Origin of the sequence: Halalkalirubrum salinum (genome assembly GCF_005543295.1) — an archaeon.
Classification (GTDB): Archaea; Halobacteriota; Halobacteria; order Halobacteriales; family Haloferacaceae; genus Halalkalirubrum; species Halalkalirubrum salinum.
Genome location: NZ_SRSG01000057.1, coordinates 1 through 20,376, shown reverse-complemented (window position 1 = coordinate 20,376; position 20,376 = coordinate 1). Strand labels below are relative to the sequence as shown.

General features: G+C 58.5%; 20 protein-coding genes and 1 pseudogene. 13 read left to right on the top strand and 8 right to left on the bottom strand.

Translation table 11 applies throughout. The features are described 5' to 3' along the window. Positions 1–16: 16 nt before the first annotated feature. From E5K03_RS14420 to E5K03_RS14410, 3 genes are read right to left on the bottom strand one after another with little or no spacing between them, the layout of a single operon-like run. Entirely contained in the window at positions 17–1,102 is a 1,086-nt protein-coding gene (locus E5K03_RS14420; protein WP_138007497.1) for an ABC transporter permease, read from the bottom strand. Beyond that, a complete protein-coding gene (locus E5K03_RS14415) occupies positions 1,095–2,969 on the bottom strand; it encodes an ABC transporter permease (protein ID WP_171006709.1) in 1,875 nt (624 codons plus the stop codon). The genes E5K03_RS14420 and E5K03_RS14415 overlap by 8 nt, the downstream gene beginning before the upstream one ends. After that, positions 2,966–3,925, bottom strand: a complete 960-nt coding sequence (locus tag E5K03_RS14410) for an ABC transporter ATP-binding protein (RefSeq protein ID WP_138007496.1) — start codon at positions 3,923–3,925, stop codon at positions 2,966–2,968. Before E5K03_RS14410 ends, E5K03_RS14415 begins: the two co-directional genes overlap by 4 nt. A gap of 97 nt (positions 3,926–4,022) precedes the next feature. On the opposite strand from E5K03_RS14410, the gene E5K03_RS14405 reads away from it, so the two are divergent. Beyond that, positions 4,023–4,298 carry a hypothetical protein gene (locus E5K03_RS14405; protein ID WP_205743011.1) on the top strand — a complete coding sequence of 92 codons (276 nt, stop codon included), beginning with the start codon at positions 4,023–4,025 and terminating at the stop codon, positions 4,296–4,298. Positions 4,299–4,571: 273 nt separating this feature from the next. On the opposite strand, the gene E5K03_RS14400 is transcribed toward E5K03_RS14405, so the two are convergent. Together E5K03_RS14400 and E5K03_RS14395 are read right to left on the bottom strand one after the other, a co-directional pair. Continuing rightward, complete coding sequence (locus tag E5K03_RS14400) at positions 4,572–5,153, bottom strand: flavin reductase family protein (RefSeq protein WP_138007495.1); 582 nt, start codon at positions 5,151–5,153, stop codon at positions 4,572–4,574. Next, positions 5,154–5,636, bottom strand: coding sequence for a VOC family protein (locus E5K03_RS14395; protein WP_138007494.1), 483 nt, complete (start codon positions 5,634–5,636; stop codon positions 5,154–5,156). 153 nt (positions 5,637–5,789) lie between these two features. On the opposite strand from E5K03_RS14395, the gene E5K03_RS14390 reads away from it, so the two are divergent. Then, positions 5,790–7,211 (top strand): carotenoid oxygenase family protein, encoded by a 1,422-nt coding sequence (locus E5K03_RS14390; protein ID WP_138007493.1) that lies wholly within the window; start codon positions 5,790–5,792, stop codon positions 7,209–7,211. A gap of 32 nt (positions 7,212–7,243) precedes the next feature. Here E5K03_RS14390 and E5K03_RS14385 read toward each other — a convergent pair whose 3' ends face one another. After that, positions 7,244–7,717, bottom strand: a complete 474-nt coding sequence (locus tag E5K03_RS14385) for a DoxX family protein (RefSeq protein ID WP_138007492.1) — start codon at positions 7,715–7,717, stop codon at positions 7,244–7,246. 69 nt (positions 7,718–7,786) lie between these two features. On the opposite strand from E5K03_RS14385, the gene E5K03_RS14380 reads away from it, so the two are divergent. The 4 genes from E5K03_RS14380 to E5K03_RS14365 all read left to right on the top strand — a co-directional run bounded on the left by E5K03_RS14380 (position 7,787) and on the right by E5K03_RS14365 (position 11,120). Continuing rightward, positions 7,787–8,131 (top strand): winged helix-turn-helix transcriptional regulator, encoded by a 345-nt coding sequence (locus E5K03_RS14380; RefSeq protein WP_138007491.1) that lies wholly within the window; start codon positions 7,787–7,789, stop codon positions 8,129–8,131. Continuing rightward, positions 8,128–8,874 (top strand): DUF429 domain-containing protein, encoded by a 747-nt coding sequence (locus E5K03_RS14375; protein WP_138007490.1) that lies wholly within the window; start codon positions 8,128–8,130, stop codon positions 8,872–8,874. The genes E5K03_RS14380 and E5K03_RS14375 overlap by 4 nt, the downstream gene beginning before the upstream one ends. Before the next feature lie 87 nt (positions 8,875–8,961). Beyond that, positions 8,962–9,456 (top strand): hypothetical protein, encoded by a 495-nt coding sequence (locus E5K03_RS14370; protein WP_138007489.1) that lies wholly within the window; start codon positions 8,962–8,964, stop codon positions 9,454–9,456. Positions 9,457–9,479: 23 nt separating this feature from the next. Beyond that, entirely contained in the window at positions 9,480–11,120 is a 1,641-nt protein-coding gene (locus E5K03_RS14365; protein ID WP_138007488.1) for a histidine kinase N-terminal 7TM domain-containing protein, read from the top strand. A 50-nt stretch (positions 11,121–11,170) separates the two neighbouring features. Here the strand turns inward: E5K03_RS14365 and E5K03_RS14360 are convergent, their stop codons facing one another. Further along, the gene (locus E5K03_RS14360; RefSeq protein WP_138007487.1) at positions 11,171–12,691 is read right to left on the bottom strand and encodes an aldehyde dehydrogenase family protein; all 1,521 of its coding nucleotides are present in this window, start codon (positions 12,689–12,691) and stop codon (positions 11,171–11,173) included. 87 nt (positions 12,692–12,778) lie between these two features. On the opposite strand from E5K03_RS14360, the gene E5K03_RS14355 reads away from it, so the two are divergent. The 6 genes and pseudogenes from E5K03_RS14355 to E5K03_RS14325 all read left to right on the top strand — a co-directional run bounded on the left by E5K03_RS14355 (position 12,779) and on the right by E5K03_RS14325 (position 18,680). Continuing rightward, a complete protein-coding gene (locus E5K03_RS14355; RefSeq protein ID WP_138007486.1) occupies positions 12,779–13,513 on the top strand; it encodes a helix-turn-helix domain-containing protein in 735 nt (244 codons plus the stop codon). A gap of 121 nt (positions 13,514–13,634) precedes the next feature. Further along, positions 13,635–14,935: pseudogene (locus E5K03_RS14345) on the top strand (ABC transporter substrate-binding protein). Positions 14,936–14,978: 43 nt separating this feature from the next. After that, complete coding sequence (locus E5K03_RS14340) at positions 14,979–15,938, top strand: branched-chain amino acid ABC transporter permease (RefSeq protein ID WP_171006708.1); 960 nt, start codon at positions 14,979–14,981, stop codon at positions 15,936–15,938. Continuing rightward, positions 15,935–17,125, top strand: coding sequence for a branched-chain amino acid ABC transporter permease (locus E5K03_RS14335; protein ID WP_138007483.1), 1,191 nt, complete (start codon positions 15,935–15,937; stop codon positions 17,123–17,125). Before E5K03_RS14340 ends, E5K03_RS14335 begins: the two co-directional genes overlap by 4 nt. Continuing rightward, positions 17,122–17,934, top strand: a complete 813-nt coding sequence (locus E5K03_RS14330; RefSeq protein WP_138007482.1) for an ABC transporter ATP-binding protein — start codon at positions 17,122–17,124, stop codon at positions 17,932–17,934. The genes E5K03_RS14335 and E5K03_RS14330 overlap by 4 nt, the downstream gene beginning before the upstream one ends. Next, the gene (locus E5K03_RS14325; RefSeq protein ID WP_138007481.1) at positions 17,931–18,680 is read left to right on the top strand and encodes an ABC transporter ATP-binding protein; all 750 of its coding nucleotides are present in this window, start codon (positions 17,931–17,933) and stop codon (positions 18,678–18,680) included. The genes E5K03_RS14330 and E5K03_RS14325 overlap by 4 nt, the downstream gene beginning before the upstream one ends. A 31-nt stretch (positions 18,681–18,711) precedes the next feature. Here the strand turns inward: E5K03_RS14325 and E5K03_RS14320 are convergent, their stop codons facing one another. Next, on the bottom strand, positions 18,712–18,990 hold the full coding sequence (locus E5K03_RS14320; protein WP_138007480.1) for an acylphosphatase: 279 nt from the start codon (positions 18,988–18,990) through the stop codon (positions 18,712–18,714). A gap of 225 nt (positions 18,991–19,215) precedes the next feature. Between E5K03_RS14320 and E5K03_RS14315 the strand changes: the two genes are divergently transcribed. Next, the gene (locus E5K03_RS14315) at positions 19,216–20,268 is read left to right on the top strand and encodes a sodium:calcium antiporter (RefSeq protein ID WP_138007479.1); all 1,053 of its coding nucleotides are present in this window, start codon (positions 19,216–19,218) and stop codon (positions 20,266–20,268) included. Positions 20,269–20,376 lie beyond the last annotated feature (108 nt).

Genomic DNA, 20,376 nt, shown 5'->3' with positions numbered 1-20,376 from the left:
CGTCAGCAGTGCAAATTCATAGTTCGTTTGGATCGACTCTGGAGACAATCACCCGAACCCCACCGTACGCGACGATCGCCGCGGCCACCACCACCGCAACAGAGGCGTAAATTGTGGTGTCTGCGCTATCGATCGCCAGCCGTGCGATGGCGTTTGTCGGCCCGTCAGCGAGTACTGCCGTCCCTGCAAAGAGCGCGATGGCGCTCACCGCGTAGAGTAACTGCGCGCTTCGTCGATCGGCTGCCAGCAGTGCTGTCCCGACGGCGATGGAGACGATCCCGATCGCGAGCGCGCTCGCGAGGACGAACAGCCAGCCGAGGTTTGCGACCGGCGTGCCATTGAGCGTGATCAACACCAGCCACGTAATCGCCTGGAGCGGTGCGATCACGATCGCCGCCGCGGCCTTGCCATCGACGATCTGTGTGAGTGTGATCGGGGCAACTCGAAGCACGTCGAGAGTCCCACGTTCGACCTCCTCTGTGAGTGAGTCGACCGTGATCGAGCCGCTAATGAACGCCGGTAACAGCACTAATAGCGGGACCAACACCGTATACGTAAAGTCGTAATACGGGTTACCTTCACGCTCGCCGAGCGGCTGTAGCGGCTGGCTTTCGAGGGACGCTGCCCGATCGTCGCGGAGATCGCGCTCGACCGTCTGCAGCAGCGTCCGGGTTTCTGCGACGATGATCGTCGTTTCGACGTTTGATTCGGGAACCGACGTTGTCACTCGGAGCCGATCGGCAGTCGCATCTGGGTCTGTCTCCCATGTTGCGACGAACAAGACGTCTGCCTGCCCTGTTCGGAACGCTGACTGCGCGGCAGCGAGATCGTTGTACGCAGTCGGTTCAATCCGTTCGTGCTCGCTCGCGGCCGCAAGTAATTCGTCTGCGGCGTCGCCGGTTACCGCAGCCTCGATCTGGTAGCCGTCTGCGCCGGTTGGATCGTACAACGACACCAGGCCGACGACGAGAAACGACGAAAATGCCGCGACGAACAGTTGGATCGCAAGCGCGAGGACGATCGTTTTCTCTGCGGTCAACATCCGGAGCTCCCGGCGGGCAATCGTCAGTCGAGGCGGCCGGCGATTGCTGTCGCTACGCATACAGCATCACCACGCCGTAGTTGTACGCCGCGTGGACAATCGTCGCAATAACGAGTGCGCTGGCGTAGACGAGCCGACCGTCCCGTGCACCGACCGCCGTGATCGTCGCGGTAACCGTATGCAATACCAATGGCGCGGCAAGTAATCCAACCGCGAGCGTTGGCGTGAGGCCAGTTGGCGCAAATGCTGCCTGCCCGATCGCGAGCTCTGGCAGCCCAACGACCTGGGCGATCGCCGTGAATTTCTCGGCCAAAAAGAAGCCAACACCGGACACGATTCCGAGTCCAACCGTGACAGGCAGTCGGCGTTCGAACCGCGATCGAGCGTAGCCGGCGTACACGTGAACGCTCTTTGCGAGTTCTTCGATGAGTGCGATCGTCACCAACAACACCGGAATCGACAGCTCGATCGGCGCGACGTAGAGAATGGCAATTGCGAGCAATTCCGCTGTGAAAACGAACGGTACGAAAAGCGCAGTCCACAGCCCGACAGAGGCGTAGCCTGACAGCTGGGCGTTGAGCGCATCGATGACCTTCGCTGGGATCGGCTTTTGGGTGAACATATCCTCCTCGCGGTAGATCCCCGACCCGAGTACGAACAGGACAGCCGAGCCAGCGTAGAATGGGCCAGTCGAAAAGAGGTACTCGCCGATCGACACCGCCTCACCTTGGAGATCCATTACGACGATCGACAGCGGCGAAATCAACGCGATCGGCGTCACGTTCGTGAAGATCGCCGGAACGAACGCGTACGTTGTCACGAGCACGGCGATCGTCACGGTCACGAATGTGAGTTCTTTGAACGAGCGGGCGATCATCGCTGCGACGAATGTCGCCGAGAGAAACCCAAGCGCGATCGGAATCACCGCAAGAACGGACAACAATCCGCCACCGACAACTGCGGCAATGATCGCAGTCAGGACGATCGCAGCGAGGAGGTACGGCAGCGTCTTGCCCGCAATAATCGTCGTCCGTGCCAAGGGGGCGACTAATAGTAACTCCCCGCGTCGGTTGATCCGCTCGTTCAGCATCGTTCCGCCGTATGCCTGAATCACGAAGTTCATCGGAACGAGAAATATGAACGCTAATAACAGTGAGCCGAACGGAAACGGCGGCTGAATCGTCGCAGGCGACCCGCTTTGAGAGCCGCCGAATGCCTGCCCGCCGATCGAGGGAATCGATCCGCCGGTCGAATCATCGGTCGAGCGATCCTCGTCGCTGGCGGCACCTGCTGTCCCATCACCGGACGAGTCCGACGTGTCCGTCCCCTCAGCCGTGTCGGCAGAACCGCCCTCGGCTGCGCGATCCGATTGTGTGCCGTCGTCTGATCCACCCGGTGTCGTGGCATCACTTTGTCGCGAGACGTACTGTAGATCGACGCGAACCGGATACGCTGCGGATTCGTTCGGCTCGTCGGCCATTCGCCGCTCATTGTACCGATCGATCGAAGTCACCAGGGTGCTGTGTGCGGCCGAACCCTTCTCAGTCTCTGCGACGTACCACGTTACGACATCCTCGCCAGGGTGATTAATGAGCACGTCAAGATCGCCAGTCGCGAGCGCTTCCTGGTTCGGCTCTGCGGGCGCCAGTTGGCTACTCTCTGCAACAACTGGATAGTAGGGATTGTCAGCGTCGACGCCGACCCGGTAGATGTCTCGGTCGATCGCGAGTCCGGCTGAGCCGGCGACTGCAACTGAGCCGACGACTGCGGCGGTAAGCACGATGATAATTGCACCGAACGCAGCGGTCCGGCGATCGATCGTCCCAACGCTTCGTTTTGCCTCCCAGCGGGCGATCCGCCACACGGACGCGAGGCGGCGACGAGCACTACCAATTGCGTTTTTGAGACGATCGAGCACGTCCGTCACGATGCCTCACCGGCTGCCCCCCGATGTTCCAGGTCGGCGGCAGTGTCTTGGATCTGTCTGGAGCCGGCCATCGGCTCACCGGTCAGTTCGAGGAAGATTGCTTCGAGCGTGGACTCCTCAGTTCGGAAATCGAGTACTGTTCCGTTGGCGGCGTCAATCGTTTCACGGATCTGGTCTGCTTTGGCTATCGTGTCGGCAGTAAATAGGTGCTCGAGGCTGCCGCCACGGATTGTCGTGTCCGCCGCTTCGATGCCTGACGGGCTGACATCCGCTCGAATTTGGTACTCGCGGCTCCCATAGGTCTCACGGAGTTCGTGGACGGTTCCACGGGCGATGATTTGTCCTTCGTTCATAATCACGACTCGATCGCAGACACTCTCAACGTGATAGAGGTTGTGTGCGCTGAATATCACCGTCTTCCCGGACGCCTTGAGCTCACGGGTGAACTTGAGGACCGTGTTTGTCGTCAACGGATCGAGCCCGCTTGCAGGCTCGTCGTAAATAACAACATCGGGATCGTTCACGAGCGATCGAGCGATCGCCACCTTTCGTTTCATTCCCTTCGACATATCGCCGATCCGCCGGTCGCGGTGTTCGAGTTCCAGTCTGTCGAGGGTGTCCATCGCCCGATTGATCGCCGCCTCTCGCGGGACATCGTAGAGATCTGCGAAGAACCGGAGGTACGATCGCGGCGTCATGTCCTCGTACAGCGGCGATTCCTCGGGCAAAAAGCCGAGGGTCTGGCGCATCTCCGGATCGCTCGCATCGTAGCCGGCAACGGTGGCGGTTCCTTCAGTTGGCTCGATCAGCCCGGCGATCATCTTGAGCGTCGTGGTTTTCCCCGCTCCGTTCGGCCCGACGATACCCAGAATCTCGCCAGATTCGACCGAGAAGGTGCTCCCAACGACGGCAGCAAAATCGCCGTACACCTTCTGAAGTCCATCGACTGCAATCATTACACGCCGATCCACTGTCGGGATAAATAAGCCTGCGGTGCCAGCTATCAGATCTGGGAAGCACTACTGGGTATTTTGCCAGTATCACATACTCATTGTGATAGCACCCGCTCGCTTTGTCACCGCGTGTTTCTTGTACAGCGGTACAATCTTACTCATCCAGGCCGCGATCGGATTCCGTGATGGCTCTGCAATCGGAGCGATCGCGCTTGCGGGAACTGGGCTCGCGATCGTCGCGACGGGGATACTGCGGCTCCGCAATCCAGCGCTGGAAGCGGACAATCCGGCCACATATGGGCCGCTTGCCTACGGGATTGCAGCCCTATCGCTTATGCTTACAGTGCTCGTCTTGGTACAGATCCTCGTACTCTAGCCCGGTCAAGAGCAACCACTCTGCGGTCGAACAAAACACACGCGGCAAAGATCAGTTTTAGTCGTCGGCCGGTCTCTTGCCTCGTTGCCAGACGCTGTCTGCGCAGACGCCGTCGGGTGCTGTGTGTCGAACCTCTTTCATCGTCGGTCGGGTATCATCAGCCATCTTGTCACGATGTAGCACATCCCTCGGATTTAAACCTTTCAGCGATCGTATATTAATTACCGATATCGACCAAGGTCCCTTATATATTTTCGATCGTTGGAGATACAGTCAGGGTGGTCGTTCGATAGCAAACCGATCGCCGGTTTTCGTGTAGAGACTCCCAGCGAGCCGTCCGATCGTATCTAGTTTGTCGATATCTATCTTTCCGTCCGTTAGCTGATCATCGTCGACGTGGGCGTGTACGACCTCGCCGAGAATCAACACCGAGCTGCCGACTTCAAGCCACTCGTAGAGGGTGCACTCGAATACGACAGCGGCATCGGCGACGTGTGGGGCGTCGATGCGGACCGACTCGCCGCGATCGAGCCCGGTGCGATCGAACTCGCTCTCGCCGGCCGACAGCGTCGCGCTCGTCTCGTTCATGGCCTCAACGACGCGTTCGGTTACGACATTGACCGCAAACTCTTCGGTCTGTTTGACGTTTCTGGGAGTGTCTTTCAGTTTGTCGCTGCCAACCGGCGCGAACATGACGACTGGTGGATCGACCGCGACGACGTTGAAGAAGCTATACGGCGCGAGGTTATCGATGCCGTCGGTACTCCGCGTGGATATCCAGCCGATCGGTCGCGGTGTAACGGCCGTCGACAGGAGGCGGTACGGCGAGCCGAACGCGGTTGGTGGACCGTCCATTTAGTTCCCGTAGCCTTTCTCAACGGGGTCAATCTCGGCGGTGCCCGGTTCGTCCTCGTCGTACCCAAACCCGGGACCCATCGTCGCGAGTTCGAACACGAGACCGTCTGGATCGCTGAAGTAGATGCTCTTGAAGTAGGTCCGATCTTTGATTTCTGATACCCGAACGCCGTGCGCTTGGAGGTGGTCTTGCCACTCCTGTAGCGTCTCTTCGTCTTCGACACCGAAGGCGAAGTGATGACTCGCACCAGGGCCGGGTGTTCCCTGCGAGTTTGGATACTCGAAGTACGTCACGTTTGTTCCCGGCTCGCCGCCCGGAGTTGGCGAGAAGTAGTAGTGTTTTGTCCCGGGGTCATCGTAGTTTTGAGTTCGTTTCACGGTGTGCCAGCCGAGCACGTCCTCATAAAACGAGACGACCTCGTCCATGTCCTGGGTGATGTTCGTCACGTGGTGCAGCCCGGTCGTGGGTGGCGCCTCACTCATATCCGATATTGTCGCTTGCGGGTGTTAGCCCTTTGGAACCTGTCAGTTTGGTAGTGACACGAATGTTACTAAGGGTACCCTCGTTTGAGCGACCGGCCGCTGATTCGCTTCTTGCGGCGACGTATTCATGTCTCGGCGCCAGCAACAACCATCATGCACCAGTCGACGGACAGCGCCTACGAACTCGGGTTTCGATCGATCGACGAAGACGCGGAGGTCACCGATTGCCCTCTCCCCGTTGAGGGAACGATCCCTGAGTGGCTCTCGGGTGCGTTAATCCGAAACGGTCCCGGGCGCTTCGAGTTCGGCGGCGAGCGCGCAACCCACTGGTTCGACGGCCTCGCAATGATCCGTCGCTACGGCTTTGAAGACGGAACGGTCCGCTACACGAACCGATTTCTCCGGACAGACGCCTACAAAAACGCCGATCGAGCCGATGGACCGGGCGAGTTCGCTACTAGTGGAGGGTCTCTCCGGACGATTGCGCGGTGGATCCGATCGCTGGGACCGCCCGAATCGACCGACAACGCGAACGTCCACGTTGCGCAGTTTGGCAACCACTACGTCGCGCTGACGGAAGCGCCGCGGCGGATCGCCTTCGATCCGGAGACGCTGGAGACAATCGGGGAGTTCCGCTGGCGCGACGATATTGCCGAACACATGACGACCGCGCACTTCCGACGGAATCCCCTCCGTGAGGAAACGATCGGCTACTCGACAACGTTTGGCCGTCCACATCAGTATCACCTTTATGGAGTTCCTGACGGGACTGCTGTCCGTGAACCGATCGCGTCGATTCGCGCGGAGGGGCCGGGATACATCCACGACTGTGCGGTCACAGAGAACCATATCATCCTCGTTGAGACACCGCTTCGGATTGCAATCTGGCGCGCGCTATCGCCGTTTTCTGCAGGCCTATTTGACCTTCTCGACTATGACGAGGATCGCCAGACTCGGTTCATCGTGGTCGATCGCGACAGCGGGTCAGTCGTCGCCGAGCCCCGGACTGACCCGTTCTTTGTGTTCCACCATATCAACGCCTTTGAGGACGGCGAAGAGCTGGTCGTTGATCTTGTTGCCTTCGAAGATGACGAGATCGTCTCGGCGTTGTCGTTCGAGTCGTTGGCCAAAGACGCGTTCGCCGGGGCACCAGAGGGCCGGTTCGATCGCTTCCGAATCACCCTCGGCGATGTGAGCGTCTCCCGATCGCGGCGCTACGACGGCGGCCTCGAACTGCCGACAGTCCCCCAAACTGTCCGAGCACAACCGTACCAGTACGCGTACGCACAGGCCACCGATCGCCGGGGTGCTAATGGTCTCGTCAAAATCGATGCGAACGCCGAAACTGCAACTGAGTGGTGGCAGCGGGGCGTCTACGTGGAAGAACCACGGATGGTACCGCGCCCTGAAGGGACCGCCGAAGACGACGGCGTTGTGCTTGCACCAGCGCTCGACACCCGGACAGAGCGATCGATCCTCCTCGTGTTTGACGCAGAGTCACTCACCGAACTCGCTAGAGCGAGGCTGCCGCACGTTACGCCGTTTGGGTTTCACGGGAGGTTCTTTCGGTCATAATAGTAAAAATCAGTAGTCGGCTCAATACCGTTTCAGAGCAGGCTGAGTCCGATCGCGTACGGCCACGCAGCCCCGCTGACTGCGAGGAAGCTGACCGCCGCCGCGAGCATGGCGACGTTCTTGAGGAATGCCGTCATTTCATCTTGTTGTTGTTCTTCGGGCACTGCCCAAAAGGCGTGCATGGCTGGCGTCGTCACCAATAGGAAGACAATAACAGCCCCTGCTGCGAGCGTTGGAAGGGCTCCTACGGCGATCCCGATCCCGCCAAAGACGAGCATTCCGCCGGTGAAAACCACCGAAAGCGTCGGCGCGGGAATGCCTTTCATTTCCGCGTAGCCAGCCATGGCATCGGTGTTCATGAAATGGTTCAGTCCCGTGAACACGAGGACACCACCGAATAGCAACCGCGCAAGGAGGAACGCCTCTCCGCTGAGTCCTGCATTGAAGCCGCTTTGGAGCAGGTGAACGGAGGTCGATACATCGGTAACCACAACTTCTGGTAACATCGTGTAATCTGGTATACGACCAGAACCTATATATCGCTTTGCGGACAATAGCGTAACCAGGTAACACCCATGTCTTCACAGGAACTGCAGGCAGAATCTGACGGGCCGTGTGCGGTTGTCGACTCCATCGGACAAATCGGTTCGCAGTGGCGACTGGTCGTCCTCCACGACCTCCAGGACGGTGAAAAAAGATTCAACGAACTAAAACGATCGACCGATGCGAGTTCGCGGACACTCTCGCGGGTGCTCGATGATCTTCAGGAGATGGACTTCGTCAATCGCCGCCTCGAGGAAGACGCGCCCGTGGCGACGTACTACAGCCTCACAAAAAAGGGCCGATCGCTCTGTCCGGTATTCGACGAGATCGAACGCTGGGCGGATGAGTGGCTGGCAGCCCCACAACCTGAGCAGTGAGCGACGTCGTCGGGGTCGACGGCTGCGCTGGCGGCTGGATCGCCGCTTGGACCTCCCCATCCCATTCAGAGCGGATCGAGACGGCTGTCTATCCAACAATCGACGCGCTGTGGGAGACCCATTCATCGGCCGATCGAATACTCGTGGACATTCCGATTGGCCTCCCAGAGCACGGCCAGCGAGAGTGTGACGTGCAGGCGCGATCGTTGCTCGGAACGCGCGGCGTTTCGGTGTTTCCTGCGCCGATCCGTCCAGTCGTCGAGGCAGCCGCTGACGGCTCGATTTCCTACGAGGAAGCCAACGAACTGTCACAGACTGAAGCCGACACCGGACTCCAGAAACAGGTGTGGAACATTGCGCCGAAGATCGCGGAGGTCGATACGCTATGTCGCACTATCGCGGGGGCTCGGGAAACGATCGCCGAGTGCCACCCGGAACTGGCATTTGCTGCGCTGAACGGCTGGTTTCCAATTGCGCTCTCGAAGTCGACCGATCGGGGTCGTCGCGCACGGCTGTTTGTCGTTGACTCACACCTCTCGGAGGCGAACACCGCCTACGAGCGCACGATCGACCGCACCTATCGCAAGGATGTCGCTCGCGACGATATCGTCGATTCACTGTGTTTGCTTGCCGCTGGAAGCTACGAGCAGCGATCGGTTCCGGCCGATCCCCCGATCGACGCCGCCGGACTGCCGATGCAGATTGTTCACCCCGACAAGGCACCTGCTTGGGCGCACGAGTGAACCGATACAGCGAGTACGGAGGGGTCGCTTGGACCGATCCGGTCCAGCAAACCGAAGGCACATATTCATCGAATCCCAACTATTGGTATGTACGCTGGGCGGACTGAGACGCCGTGTTGTCTGTGCGGAAATGAGGACACTGTCAGCCGATTTGAGGTGCCGCCCCGGGCGGTCACGTTGATGAAAAACAGCGGCCCGATCGCGTGGCGCGACATTGTTGGCCCAGTGACCCTGCAGTTTTGTGCGGATGACTGGGAACTCGTCACTGAACTCGCCTTGGAGATGGATATGCATCCGTTGTCGCGGTGTAACGTCGCCCACGCGTCGTTCTCGCTGCGCGAGGACTTCGAGGCGCTTTTGAGCGCGACGAAAGACGAACCCGATCAAACCAAACAAGAAACTGAGCTGCTCGAACGGAGCCTGGGCGTAATCGAAAACCGGGACGATCCCTACACAGAATCGAGAGACATGGTTGAAGCCATCGTGATCGGGCTTGCACTCGCAGAACTCGATGTGGTCGACACCCCGCCACATCGATCGGCCGAATCGATCGCATTTGCTGAAAAAACAACATCTAAATAATTTGGTTGACACCCTGTCCGTACATGTCTCTCGTATCAGGAGTCATTTCATATTGGGTCTATGTCGGTGTATTTGCGGGGACGACTGTAGCCTGTGCGATTACGCTGCGCCGTGCGATCAGTATTGAGGACCGCGATACGCGTATTGGATTTGTCGGACTGCTCGTCGGAAGTGGTGGATGGGCTGGCCTTCTCACTGGATTCTTATTAGCTTCCGACTCAGGAGTTGCTTATGCACTATATTCGCTGAGTCTAATAGTCGGACTCACAACGATCGGCGCGTGGTTGTACTTCTGTTCGGCGTATACGGGCCGATCATTCCACACCTCGCCAATGTACCGTCGGTTTGCTGTTGGGCTGTATCTTGGCATCGTGGCTATCAAGCTGACAAACCCAATCCATGGGCTATACTTTACGACCGAGGTCACGACGATGCCGTTCACGCACCTGACGGTCCAGCACGGATTGCTCCACTGGATCATCACGGGTATCTCGTACGTCTTCGCCGGCGTCGGGTTTTTTATGATCTACGAGCTGTTCCTCGAAGCCGATTACGACACGCGGCCGCTCGCTGCGCTCGTCGGCGTGACAGCACTACCAGTCGTCTTCGACATTTCGGGCTTTGCGAGCCCCATGGTTATTGATATCAACTACGAACCGATCGGCGTCGCCATCTTCGCGATCGGCACCGTCTACTTTTTTAGCGATCGGTTCTTCGCCGCACAGCTCACGAAGGACGTTGACGAGCCGGTTATCTACCTGGACAGAGACGATCGCATCCGTGAGTACAATGGCCAGGCTGAGTCGTTGTTTCCGGAGCTCGTAGAGTCGATCGGTGAGCCGCTCGAAGACGCGCTTCCAGCGGTGTACGCTGCCTGTCGGTCCGAGCGATCGATCCTCTCGAAGTCCGTCGATAGTGAGACTCGATACTACCTTGCCAGCGATACCACATTTTCGCTTGGACAGAGCACGATCGGCCAACTCATCGTCCTCAGCGATGTGACCGAATCCGAACGCTACCGCCGGGAACTCGAGCGGCACAACGACCAATTGGAGGGCTTCGCCGGCGCGTTACGCCACGAGTTACTCAACAGTCTGCAGGTCATCGAGGGCTGGGTGTCAGTCGCCGGTGACGCACTCGACAGCGGCGACGTTCCGCAGGCGCAGACAGCACTCGGCACTGTCTCAACTGCGGCCGGTCGGATGGAACACACCGTTGAGGATCTCGAGACGGTCGCCCGATACGGGCAAAGTGCCGATTCGACCCAGCCGGTTGATCTGGCAGCAATTGCTCGATCGACATTCGAAAAAACCGCCGCCGATGTCTCGCTCTCGATCGACGGCACTGCAACCGTGTCGGTAAATCCACCTCGCGTTGAGGATCTCTTCGAGTACGTCTTCGAGTTCGCGCCGTACAACAACGCCTCGTCAGTAGATCTGACAATCGACGACAACGAGATACTGATTACGTATGACGGGGGCTCGATTGGGGAGAACAATCCGGAGAGCTACTTTGATTACGACGCCGCGGTGCCGAACGCCGAAGCGGGAATGATCCTGCCGAACGTCCGTACGCTGGCGCGGACCCAGGGGTGGGACGTATCGATCGACACGGCGTACGACGACGGGCTTCGCGTCGTGATTTCACCGTACGTAGAAAAATAATGTGGCGACACTCCGCAGTCATGTGGTGACTGGAGTGGCCGCTATCGGTACTACTCGTCTTTCGTTTTGATGTCTGCGGACAGCCCCTGGGCCATCTCGATCTCGTAGGAGTTGTTGAGCGTCCAGGCGGTTCGTTCGGTGACGGCTTCGATCACCTCACGCGCGGATGGGTAGCCATTGCCGGACTTTTTGACGCCGCCGAATGGTAACTGCACCTCCGCACCGATGCACGGTAAGTTCCCGTAGGCAAGACCAATCTCGGCGCGATCGCGGTAGTAATTTATCTCTCGGTAATCCTCAGAAATAATCGCGCCTGCGAGTCCGTATTCGGTGTCGTTGTGGATCTCGACAGCCTCCTCGATGTCGCCGTCGTACTCCAACAGCGCGACGTGGGGGCCGAATACCTCCTCGTGAGTACAACGGAGGTCTGCGTACGGATCGGCCTCGTAAACGAATGGTCCAATCCAGTTGCCATCCTCGTGGCCGTCAGGGATCTCTGCTGGATCGAGGTCGGTCCGATCGACGAGGACGTTTACATCCTCCTCGCGGGCGAGATCGTTGTACGAGCGGACCTTCTCTTTGTGTTCGGGCTCGATGAGCGGCCCCATGAACGTGTTCTCATCGAGTGGATCGCCGACCGCGACGTTTGAGGCGACCTCGACGAACCGCGCTTTGAACTCGTCGTAGACGTCCGTGTGCACGATGAGTCGTTCGGAGGACACACAGCGCTGGCCGGTCGTTTTAAATGAGGACATCACCGCCGAGTGGACAGCGGTGTCCATATCGGCTTCTGCGGTGATCACGATCCCGTTTTTGCCGCCCATCTCACAGGCAGCGAGCTTGTTGCCCTGCTGGGCAGCTTTTGCGGCGACCTCGTGGCCGACTTCTGCGGAACCGGTGAAAAGCACCGTCTCGATGCGCTCATCATCGACGATCGACGCGCCCGCGTCGCCGAAGCCCTGAACCATATTGAACACGCCCTCAGGGATCCCGGCGTCATCGAACATTTCGGCGATGATCTGTCCGCACCACGGTGTCTGTTCAGCGGGCTTCCAGACGACGGTGTTGCCGTGGACGAGCGTGACCGCCATGTGCCAAAACGGGATCGCAACCGGGAAGTTCCACGGTGTGATACAGCCGACGACGCCGCGAGGCTTTCGGCGCATGTATGCGTCCTTGCTCGGGATCTCTGAGGGGACGACGTCGCCCTGTGGATGGCGGGCGTCGCCGGCGGCCCACTCGACCATGTGGTATGCCTCGATCACGTCGGCCCGACCCTCCGAGATCTCTTTACCGCACTCTTTGGTGACGATCTCACCGAGTTCGTCGGTCCGATCGCGAAGTTCGTGGTAGATGTCCCACAGGTATTCCGCGCGGTCGATGTACGAGAGCGATCGCCACTCCTCGAACGCATCCTCGGCGGCAGCAACTGCCCGATCGATGTCAGATTCAGTTCCACGTTCGAACGTCCCGAGCGTCTCGCCCGTCGCTGGGTTCGCACTCTCGAATGTCTCTGTGCCGTCGCCGTCGTCCCATTCTCCTGCGATGTAGTGTGTGAAGGTTTCTGCCATACCCATTCGTTTTCGTGTCAGAGACAAATGCCCATTCCCTACCATGGACGGGAACAGATTTGTATGCGGGACGACTTCACACCACACATGAGCAAGGCGCAGGAACCGTTCCATGGACAGGGCCAGACACGATTGACGCTTGATCTATGGCACCCAAACTGCTGGGCGATCGAGGCGACAGAACAGGTGGACGGCGGCATTTTGGCCCACGCGGTGTACAATACCCCAAAGAGTGCCCCAAAGAACGAGACGAAGGTGAACGGATTGTTTACTGCGTTTGGTGAGACGACCGAGGAGGTCGAGCAGCTGTTGGATATTATCCGTGATTCCGATCGATCTGGTGAGGTCCACGAACTCCAGGAACGCTTCGGTCGGGCGAGAAACGCTCCGGGTAACATCGTCCGGGAGTTCTTTTTGCAGTACGATCCCGACGATATGGTGTGTCCAACGCTTTTAGAAAACGGCTTTGTCCACAGCGAACCCGTCCGGATTGAAGATGGCTCCGAAGAATGGCAAGTGTGTTTCATGGGCGATCGCAGCGAGATCGAACCGTCTCTGGATCAGGTGCGCGAACACGCTCCAGCTGAGGTGACTGTCACTTCGATCATGACCGCCGACACCACAACGTCGTCAAGTCGGAAACAGCGGGTCGACTCGCTCACGCCAGCCCAGCGGGAGGCATTTGAACACGCACGCGAGGAGGGATATTACAACTGGCCCCGAGAGACATCAACGCGCGAACTGGCTGCCGATCTCGATATCTCGAAGACAACGCTCCTCGAACACCTGCGAAAAGCCGAAGCAAAGCTTCTCGACCCTTAGTGCGCTCGTACGTTGCTCGAGACCACCAGACGGCGGAACCCTCCCATGGACGGGGGCACATATATCGACCCTAATTTATAATGAGTGCTCGTAACACATGTCTAATGATGACACGAAGTCAGTGAACCGCCGTCGAATGCTCTCGGCAGCAGGAACCACGTTTGCGCTGTCGATCGCCGGCTGTCTCGAAGGTGTGGCAACGGAAACGGTGGCAACGGTGGCAACGGCGGTGACGACGGTAATGGCGACGATGATGGCGGGAACGGCAATGGCGGAAACGGCAACGGTGATGACGATACGACCTACGAAATCGGAATGATCGACTCTCGCACCGGCTCACTCGCGCCGTACGGCGAACGGAACGAACGTGGGATGGCACTCGCCTTGGCGGACATCAACGCGGTTGGTACTGGCGACGGAGACGAACTCGAAGTGCTTCTCGAGGACGATGAGACGTCGAATCAAGGCGGGGTTAACGCAGCACAGAAACTCGTCAATCAAGACGAGGTACCGCTGCTCATCGGCACTGTTGGCTCCGGAGCGAGTATGGCAATTCACAACAGTGTCACAAAGGAGGCTGGCGTTGTCCACATCAGCCAAAACAGTACCGGCGCGGTGTTGAGTACCGAGCCAGATCTCCTTCGGACCAGTCCAAGCGGTGCGGCAAAAGGTGCGGCCATCGCGGAGATGGTGTACGAAGACGGCCACGAATCCTGTGCGGTCACGTGGATCAACAACGACTACCGTGACTCGCTGTCGACGGTGTTCGAAGAAGAGTACGAGGGCGATCTCCGATACATCGTACCCCACGAACCGGAAGGCTCCTCGTATCGCGGAGAGCTTTCAGAGATGGCCGACACCGAGGCGGACGCGTGGGTGTTTTTCACGTACGCTGACGAGGTCTCGGTGATGGTCAACCAGGCCTTCGATGCGGGCTACAACGAGGATGTTGCATACTACGGTGCGGAATCGACGATCGCCGATTCGATCCTCGAAAACACCGAACCCGGCAGCCAAGACGGTTTCAAGGGCATCACCGAGAGCGCACCCGAAGATCAGGAGAACTACCAGTCGTACCAGGATCAATTCGAAGAGGAATTCGACCAGGAGCCAACGGTCTGGTCGGCATACACCTACGATGCGTTACACATCGCGGCGATCGCGATCGAAGCCGCAGACGAGTTCACCGCCGAGGCGCTAACGGAGGTTGTCCGTGATGTGACTCGTCCAGATGGCGAAGATGTGTTTACATTCGAGGAAGCGAAAGCAATCCTTGACGACGGTGGGAGCCCATCAGATCTGAACTACGAGGGCGTCAGCGGACCGGTCGACCTCGATGAGAACGGCGATCCGCCGGGATTCTACCAAATTTACACCGTTGAGGACCACGAGTACGTCTTCGGTGACTACCTCACGACCTAATTCGCTGATGGCTGGCATTTATGCAGGATATGGAGGCTAAAACGTGTCTACACTACAACTCGTAGTCAACGGGATCGTCTACAGCAGCGTGATCGTTTTGGGATCGATCGGACTCTCGTTGGTGTACAGCATCGGCAACTTCGCAAACTTCGCTCACGGTGATACGATGGCCGTGGGCGCATTCGGCGCGCTCGTCGTTGCGATCGGCGTCAATGACTACCTGCTCAATCCCGAAACAGCTGTGTCTGTGTCGCCATCGATCGCCGCGATCTTAGAGACGACCCTGTTTAGCCTTCCGATCTGGTTCTTTGTCGCACTAGTCGTCGGTATGGCTGCAGCGGCGATTCTCGTCGTAATCACGGAGTATCTGGTGTATCGGCCGCTCGACACGGGGTCGATCGAACTCCTCATTACGAGCATCGGAGTCGCGCTCGCATACCGGGCGCTGCTTATCCTCGGGTTCGGCTCGGATCCACAGACGTACGACATCGGGCGAAGTGGGCGGATCGACTGGGTCAGCGAGTCGCTGGGCGTCGCGATCACGCCGCGAGATGTTGTGACAGTGGCAATAACCGCGATCCTCGTCGTTGGCTTGCACCTTCTGTTACAGTACACGACGCTTGGACGGAAGATGCGCGCGACGGCAGACAACGCCGATCTTGCACGGGTGAGCGGCATCCGAACCGGCGAGATTATCCTCGCGATGTGGGTGATTGGTGCGGTGCTGGCCGCCGCCGGCGGGGTGTTCCTCGGCCTGGATACACTGATTCGTCCGCGAATGGGATTCGAACTGTTGTTATTGATCTTCTCTGCGGTCATTCTCGGCGGAATCGGCAGCGTCTACGGCGCGATGCTCGGCGGGTTCACGATCGGCATGGCCTTCGAAATGACTGCTGCGCTCCCGTTCGTCGGAACCCAGTACAACGCTGCGGTTGCGTTTATTGTCATGATCGCGATCTTGCTCGTTAGACCGACCGGTATCTTGGGGGATGATACAACATGAGCGAACAGCAATCAGACGATATTGGATTGACAGATCGCCTCGATCGACTCCGGATCGAACCGGGCAACCTCGGGGTTTCCGTGCTAGATCTCACCGCAGTCGGCGTGTTCGTCTTGTTCCTCTTGCTGCTGGTGGGCGTGGGCGTATTGAGCCTCAACTATGGGATGTATCTCCTCGGACTCGTGGGCATGTACGGCTTCATGGTCGTCGGGCTCAATATCCAGTGGGGATATGCCGGGCTCATCAACTTCAGCGTCATCGCCTTCTGGGGGATCGGCGCGTACGCTGCGGCGCTTCTCACCTCACCGGGATCGCCACACGATATCCTCTTGTCGCCTGTCATCGCGCTCGTCGTCGCAATCGTCGTTGCCGCGATCGTCGCGGTGCTCATCGGTATCCCGACACTGCGACTTCGGGCGGACTACCTCGCGATCGCCAGTCTCGGATTTGCGGAAGTTATCCGGCTGTTGTTCTTGAACGAACGAGAGTGGACCGCCGGCAGCAGAGGGATCAGCGGCGCGCCCGAGCTATTTGGGTGGCTCCCGGTTGAGCCAGTCGTCCGCCTGCTCTCAGCGGAGGCGTCTATAGGAACCGCGCGGAACACGATCGTCATCTTGGGGATGCTCTTCGTCGGGTATCTGCTCGTTCGTCGGATTCACCGCTCGCCGTGGGGACGGGTCGTCAGAACGATCCGCGGTGACGAGGACCTCGCGAAGGCGCTCGGAAAGAACACGTACATGATGAAGATGCAGGCGTTCGTGATCGGCTGTGTACTGATGGCCGTTGCGGGCTGGTTCTACATGTACGCCTTCCAGTATCTCGATCCTGGTGAACTCGAACCACTGCAGACGTTCTACGTCTGGGTCGCGCTCATCCTCGGCGGGACCGGCAGCGATCGGGGATCGATTATCGGTGCAGTGACGATCGTTGCCATCTTGGAGGGGACGCGGTTCCTCAACGAGATTGATCTCGTCGTTGCACTCTTCGAAGCGATCCCGGGAATTACGCTCAATGTCTCGGCTGTCAGGCTTCTGTTAGTCGGGCTATTAATCATCTTCGTCATCCGGTTCCGACCGCAGGGGCTCTTGCCGCCGAAAGAGGAACTGATTTGGCCGGGCGCAGCGTCAGATGATACTCAATCGCGCGAACGGCAGGCGACCCGTGAACAGCGAGGTGTTGACGAATGAGCGCAGAACTCTCATTGACGTACGACGGCGCAGATCTGGACAAAGACGATGTTGTGTTACGAACGGAGTCGCTCAAGAAGTCTTTCGGTGGGCTCACCGCAACCGATGACGTGTCGATCGCCGTCGAGCGCGGATCGATCACCGGAATGATCGGCCCGAACGGTGCAGGTAAATCGACACTGTTCAACCTCATTTCGGGCTTCTACGAGCTAGATTCGGGATCGGTGTACGTCAACGACACCGAGGTCTCGGGGATGAAACCCTATGAAATCGCCCGATCAGGGCTAATGCGGACGTTCCAGACGCCGCGGCGTCTCGAAGGCATGACCGTTCGGGAGGCGATGTTGGTCGGTCCACAGGGCCAATCAGGCGAGTCAATTCTCCCGCTGTTTTTCGGCGGTTCGAAGGTCAGAACCGAGGAAACCGCGAACCTTGAGGATGCCCAGCGAATGTTAGAACGATTCGAGATCGATCATCTCGCAAACGCACCCTCGACGGAGCTGTCTGGCGGGCAGCTCAAACTCGTAGAGATGGCTCGTGCGATGATGGCCGAGCCAGACGTTCTGCTGCTCGATGAGCCAGTTGCAGGGGTGAATCCGACGCTCGCAAAGAAGCTCGCCGGGTTCATCGAAGAGCTCAACGAGGAGGGACAGACCTTCCTGATCATCGAACACGACATGAGCTTCATCATGCGCATTGCCGATCCGATCATCGTATTGGATCAGGGACGAGTATTGATGGAAGATACGCCAGAGACGGTCAGATCAGACGAACGCGTTATCGAGGCGTATCTCGGAGGGAGCCCATGAGCGCAGACGACGCGACGATCGTTCACCGAGAACCGACCAAAGAGCCGGTGTTGTCGCTGTCGGGTGTCGACAGCGGCTACGGAGAGATACAGGTCCTCGACGATCTGAACCTCCATCTCGAAGCGGGTGAGATCGTCTGTTTGATCGGCCCGAACGGCGCGGGCAAATCGACGGTGCTGAAGACCGCCTTCGGGCTGCTCGAACCGTGGACCGGTTCGGTCACGCTTCGGGGCGAAGAGATTGGCGGGACTGAACCTGCAGACCTCGTGCGGATGGGTGTCGGCTACGTTCCCCAGACGGACAACGTGTTTCCATCGCTGTCGATCGAAGAGAACCTCCAGATGGGCGGCGTCGCTCGCGAGGACGGCGTCGACGATCGAATCGCGGAACTATATGATCGGTTCCCGATTCTCGAAGAGAAGCAGGCCGCAAAGGCACGGACGCTCTCTGGGGGCCAACGGCAGGTACTCGCGTTCTCGCGAGCGTTGATGATGGAGCCAGATGTGCTTCTAATCGACGAGCCAAGCGCGGGGCTTGCGCCGTCGATCGTCGAGGACGTGTTTAAAAACGTCAGGACGGTCAACGATCTCGGGACCTCAATCCTGATGGTCGAACAGAATGCCCGGGAGGGATTGTCAATCTCCGATCGCGGCTACGTGCTCGATCAGGGCACCGTCCGCTATGAGGACGTCGCCGACGAGTTGCTTGACAACCCCGAGGTTTCGAAGCTGTACCTCGGCGGGTGACGGTCTCGCCTGTGGTGGACGAGGACTGGTTTCACCGGCGAATTTCGAATCCGTCGATCTTTTCGGGCTCTTCGAACGATACCTCGACATCTTGGACGATCGCCCGATCGCTGCCGGTGTGACACCACTCGATCATCGACTCGACGGCCTCACGAGTACCTTCAAAAACAGCCTCAACCCGGCCGTCAGGAAGGTTTTTTACCCATCCATCGACTTTGCGGTCGCGAGCGGCATCGCGGGTTGACACGCGGTAGAACACTCCCTGGACAGTGCCTGAGACGAACACGTGCGCACGAACGCGGTCTTTCATACGCGATCGATCGGTCTCCGGGTACAAAAATACGGGATTATATGCGATCGAGATCCAGATTTGGTTCTGTTGAAGTGCTTAAGAATCGACAGGATCAGCGTGCAAGATTCAGAGGATGAGTTTACCAGAACACTTCCGATGCGAAAAAACAGGTTCTCCTGAATCAGGGGCGATGTACTTTTGCCCTCCGAAAGCAATAATCACCCACAAACACAGAAGCATAACGTGACAGTATTTCAGGAGCTCATCGGAGATCAGTCGCTAGCTGTTTGGATCGTATTGGGCACGATTGGGTTCCTGCTGACTTGGAGAGGCGCGAACATCGTCGAGTCGACAACATCAAAGATCAGCGACCACTTCGGTGTCTCCCAGGCCGTCCAGGGTGGACTCATCGTCGCGGCCGCGACATCCTTTCCCGAACTCGCGATCATCATTATCTCGGTGCTTGTACTCGGCGAGTTTGGCGTCGGCGCCGGAGCACTCATTGGGACGGCGGTGTTCAATATCCTGGTTATCCCGAGTGCCGTCGCGATCACGAGCGGCGACACGACGACGACACAGGGAATCGTCTACCGCGACGCCATCTTCTACACGGTCGCCGTTCTCGGCCTTTTCGGCGTGATCGCGCTCGGCGTCCTCGGAACCGCCGGACAGCAACGCGCGCAGATCACCCCACAGATGGGTATCGGCCTGCTAGTGTTGTACGGCGTATACGTCGTCTTATTGGTCGGTGGCAAGAGCGGCACATCGGGGGAAAAGAAGACGGAGTCGACAAATGTTCCAAAGCAGGTGGGGCTGTTCGTGGCCGGGTTGGTCATCGTGCTCGTTGGTGTCGAGTCAATGGTCAGCATGACGTTGCAGATCTCGGACGCGCTCAGCGCGCCTCCGTTCCTGATATCCGTGACTGTGCTGTCAGCGATGAGTTCGTTTCCCGACCTGCTCGTCGGCGTGAAGATGGGCGAGGCCGGCGACCAGCGGGCGGCGATCGCGAATGTATTCGGGACGAACACATTCAATCTCGTTGCGGCGCTGCCCATCGGCGTCATCCTCGCCGGCGGTGTATCCATCGATTTCCTCACGTCGGTGCCGTTGCTGTTATTCTTGTTCTACACCACTCTCGTCGTTGTGGTTTTAGCTGCGACGGACTTCGAACTCAGCACCGAAGAGGGATACATACTCCTCGCAATGTACGTCGGTTTTCTCGGCTGGATGGCAACTGAGGCGCTCGGATTTACTACGCTGTTGACCGAGGAGACGCTCCGAACGATTGTCGAGTAACCGATTCGCGCGCTGTATTCACCTATGGAAATTCTGCTGGCTCAACCAACCACCGCTAACGATAAAGTTGTTTGGACGGTTTTCCATCTCTCGTTCTTCAACAGCGAG

Excerpts from the sequence above, each read along its gene's own strand:
- E5K03_RS14420 (WP_138007497.1), bottom strand. The coding sequence starts at position 1,102 with ATGCGTAGCGACAGCAATCGCCGGCCGCCTCGACTGACGATTGCCCGC.
- E5K03_RS14410 (WP_138007496.1), bottom strand. The coding sequence starts at position 3,925 with ATGATTGCAGTCGATGGACTTCAGAAGGTGTACGGCGATTTTGCTGCC.
- E5K03_RS14400 (WP_138007495.1), bottom strand. The coding sequence starts at position 5,153 with ATGGACGGTCCACCAACCGCGTTCGGCTCGCCGTACCGCCTCCTGTCG.
- E5K03_RS14395 (WP_138007494.1), bottom strand. The coding sequence starts at position 5,636 with ATGAGTGAGGCGCCACCCACGACCGGGCTGCACCACGTGACGAACATC.
- E5K03_RS14390 (WP_138007493.1), top strand. The coding sequence starts at position 5,790 with ATGCACCAGTCGACGGACAGCGCCTACGAACTCGGGTTTCGATCGATC.
- E5K03_RS14385 (WP_138007492.1), bottom strand. The coding sequence starts at position 7,717 with ATGTTACCAGAAGTTGTGGTTACCGATGTATCGACCTCCGTTCACCTG.
- E5K03_RS14380 (WP_138007491.1), top strand. The coding sequence starts at position 7,787 with ATGTCTTCACAGGAACTGCAGGCAGAATCTGACGGGCCGTGTGCGGTT.
- E5K03_RS14370 (WP_138007489.1), top strand. The coding sequence starts at position 8,962 with ATGTACGCTGGGCGGACTGAGACGCCGTGTTGTCTGTGCGGAAATGAG.
- E5K03_RS14365 (WP_138007488.1), top strand. The coding sequence starts at position 9,480 with ATGTCTCTCGTATCAGGAGTCATTTCATATTGGGTCTATGTCGGTGTA.
- E5K03_RS14360 (WP_138007487.1), bottom strand. The coding sequence starts at position 12,691 with ATGGCAGAAACCTTCACACACTACATCGCAGGAGAATGGGACGACGGC.
- E5K03_RS14355 (WP_138007486.1), top strand. The coding sequence starts at position 12,779 with ATGAGCAAGGCGCAGGAACCGTTCCATGGACAGGGCCAGACACGATTG.
- E5K03_RS14335 (WP_138007483.1), top strand. The coding sequence starts at position 15,935 with ATGAGCGAACAGCAATCAGACGATATTGGATTGACAGATCGCCTCGAT.
- E5K03_RS14330 (WP_138007482.1), top strand. The coding sequence starts at position 17,122 with ATGAGCGCAGAACTCTCATTGACGTACGACGGCGCAGATCTGGACAAA.
- E5K03_RS14325 (WP_138007481.1), top strand. The coding sequence starts at position 17,931 with ATGAGCGCAGACGACGCGACGATCGTTCACCGAGAACCGACCAAAGAG.
- E5K03_RS14320 (WP_138007480.1), bottom strand. The coding sequence starts at position 18,990 with ATGAAAGACCGCGTTCGTGCGCACGTGTTCGTCTCAGGCACTGTCCAG.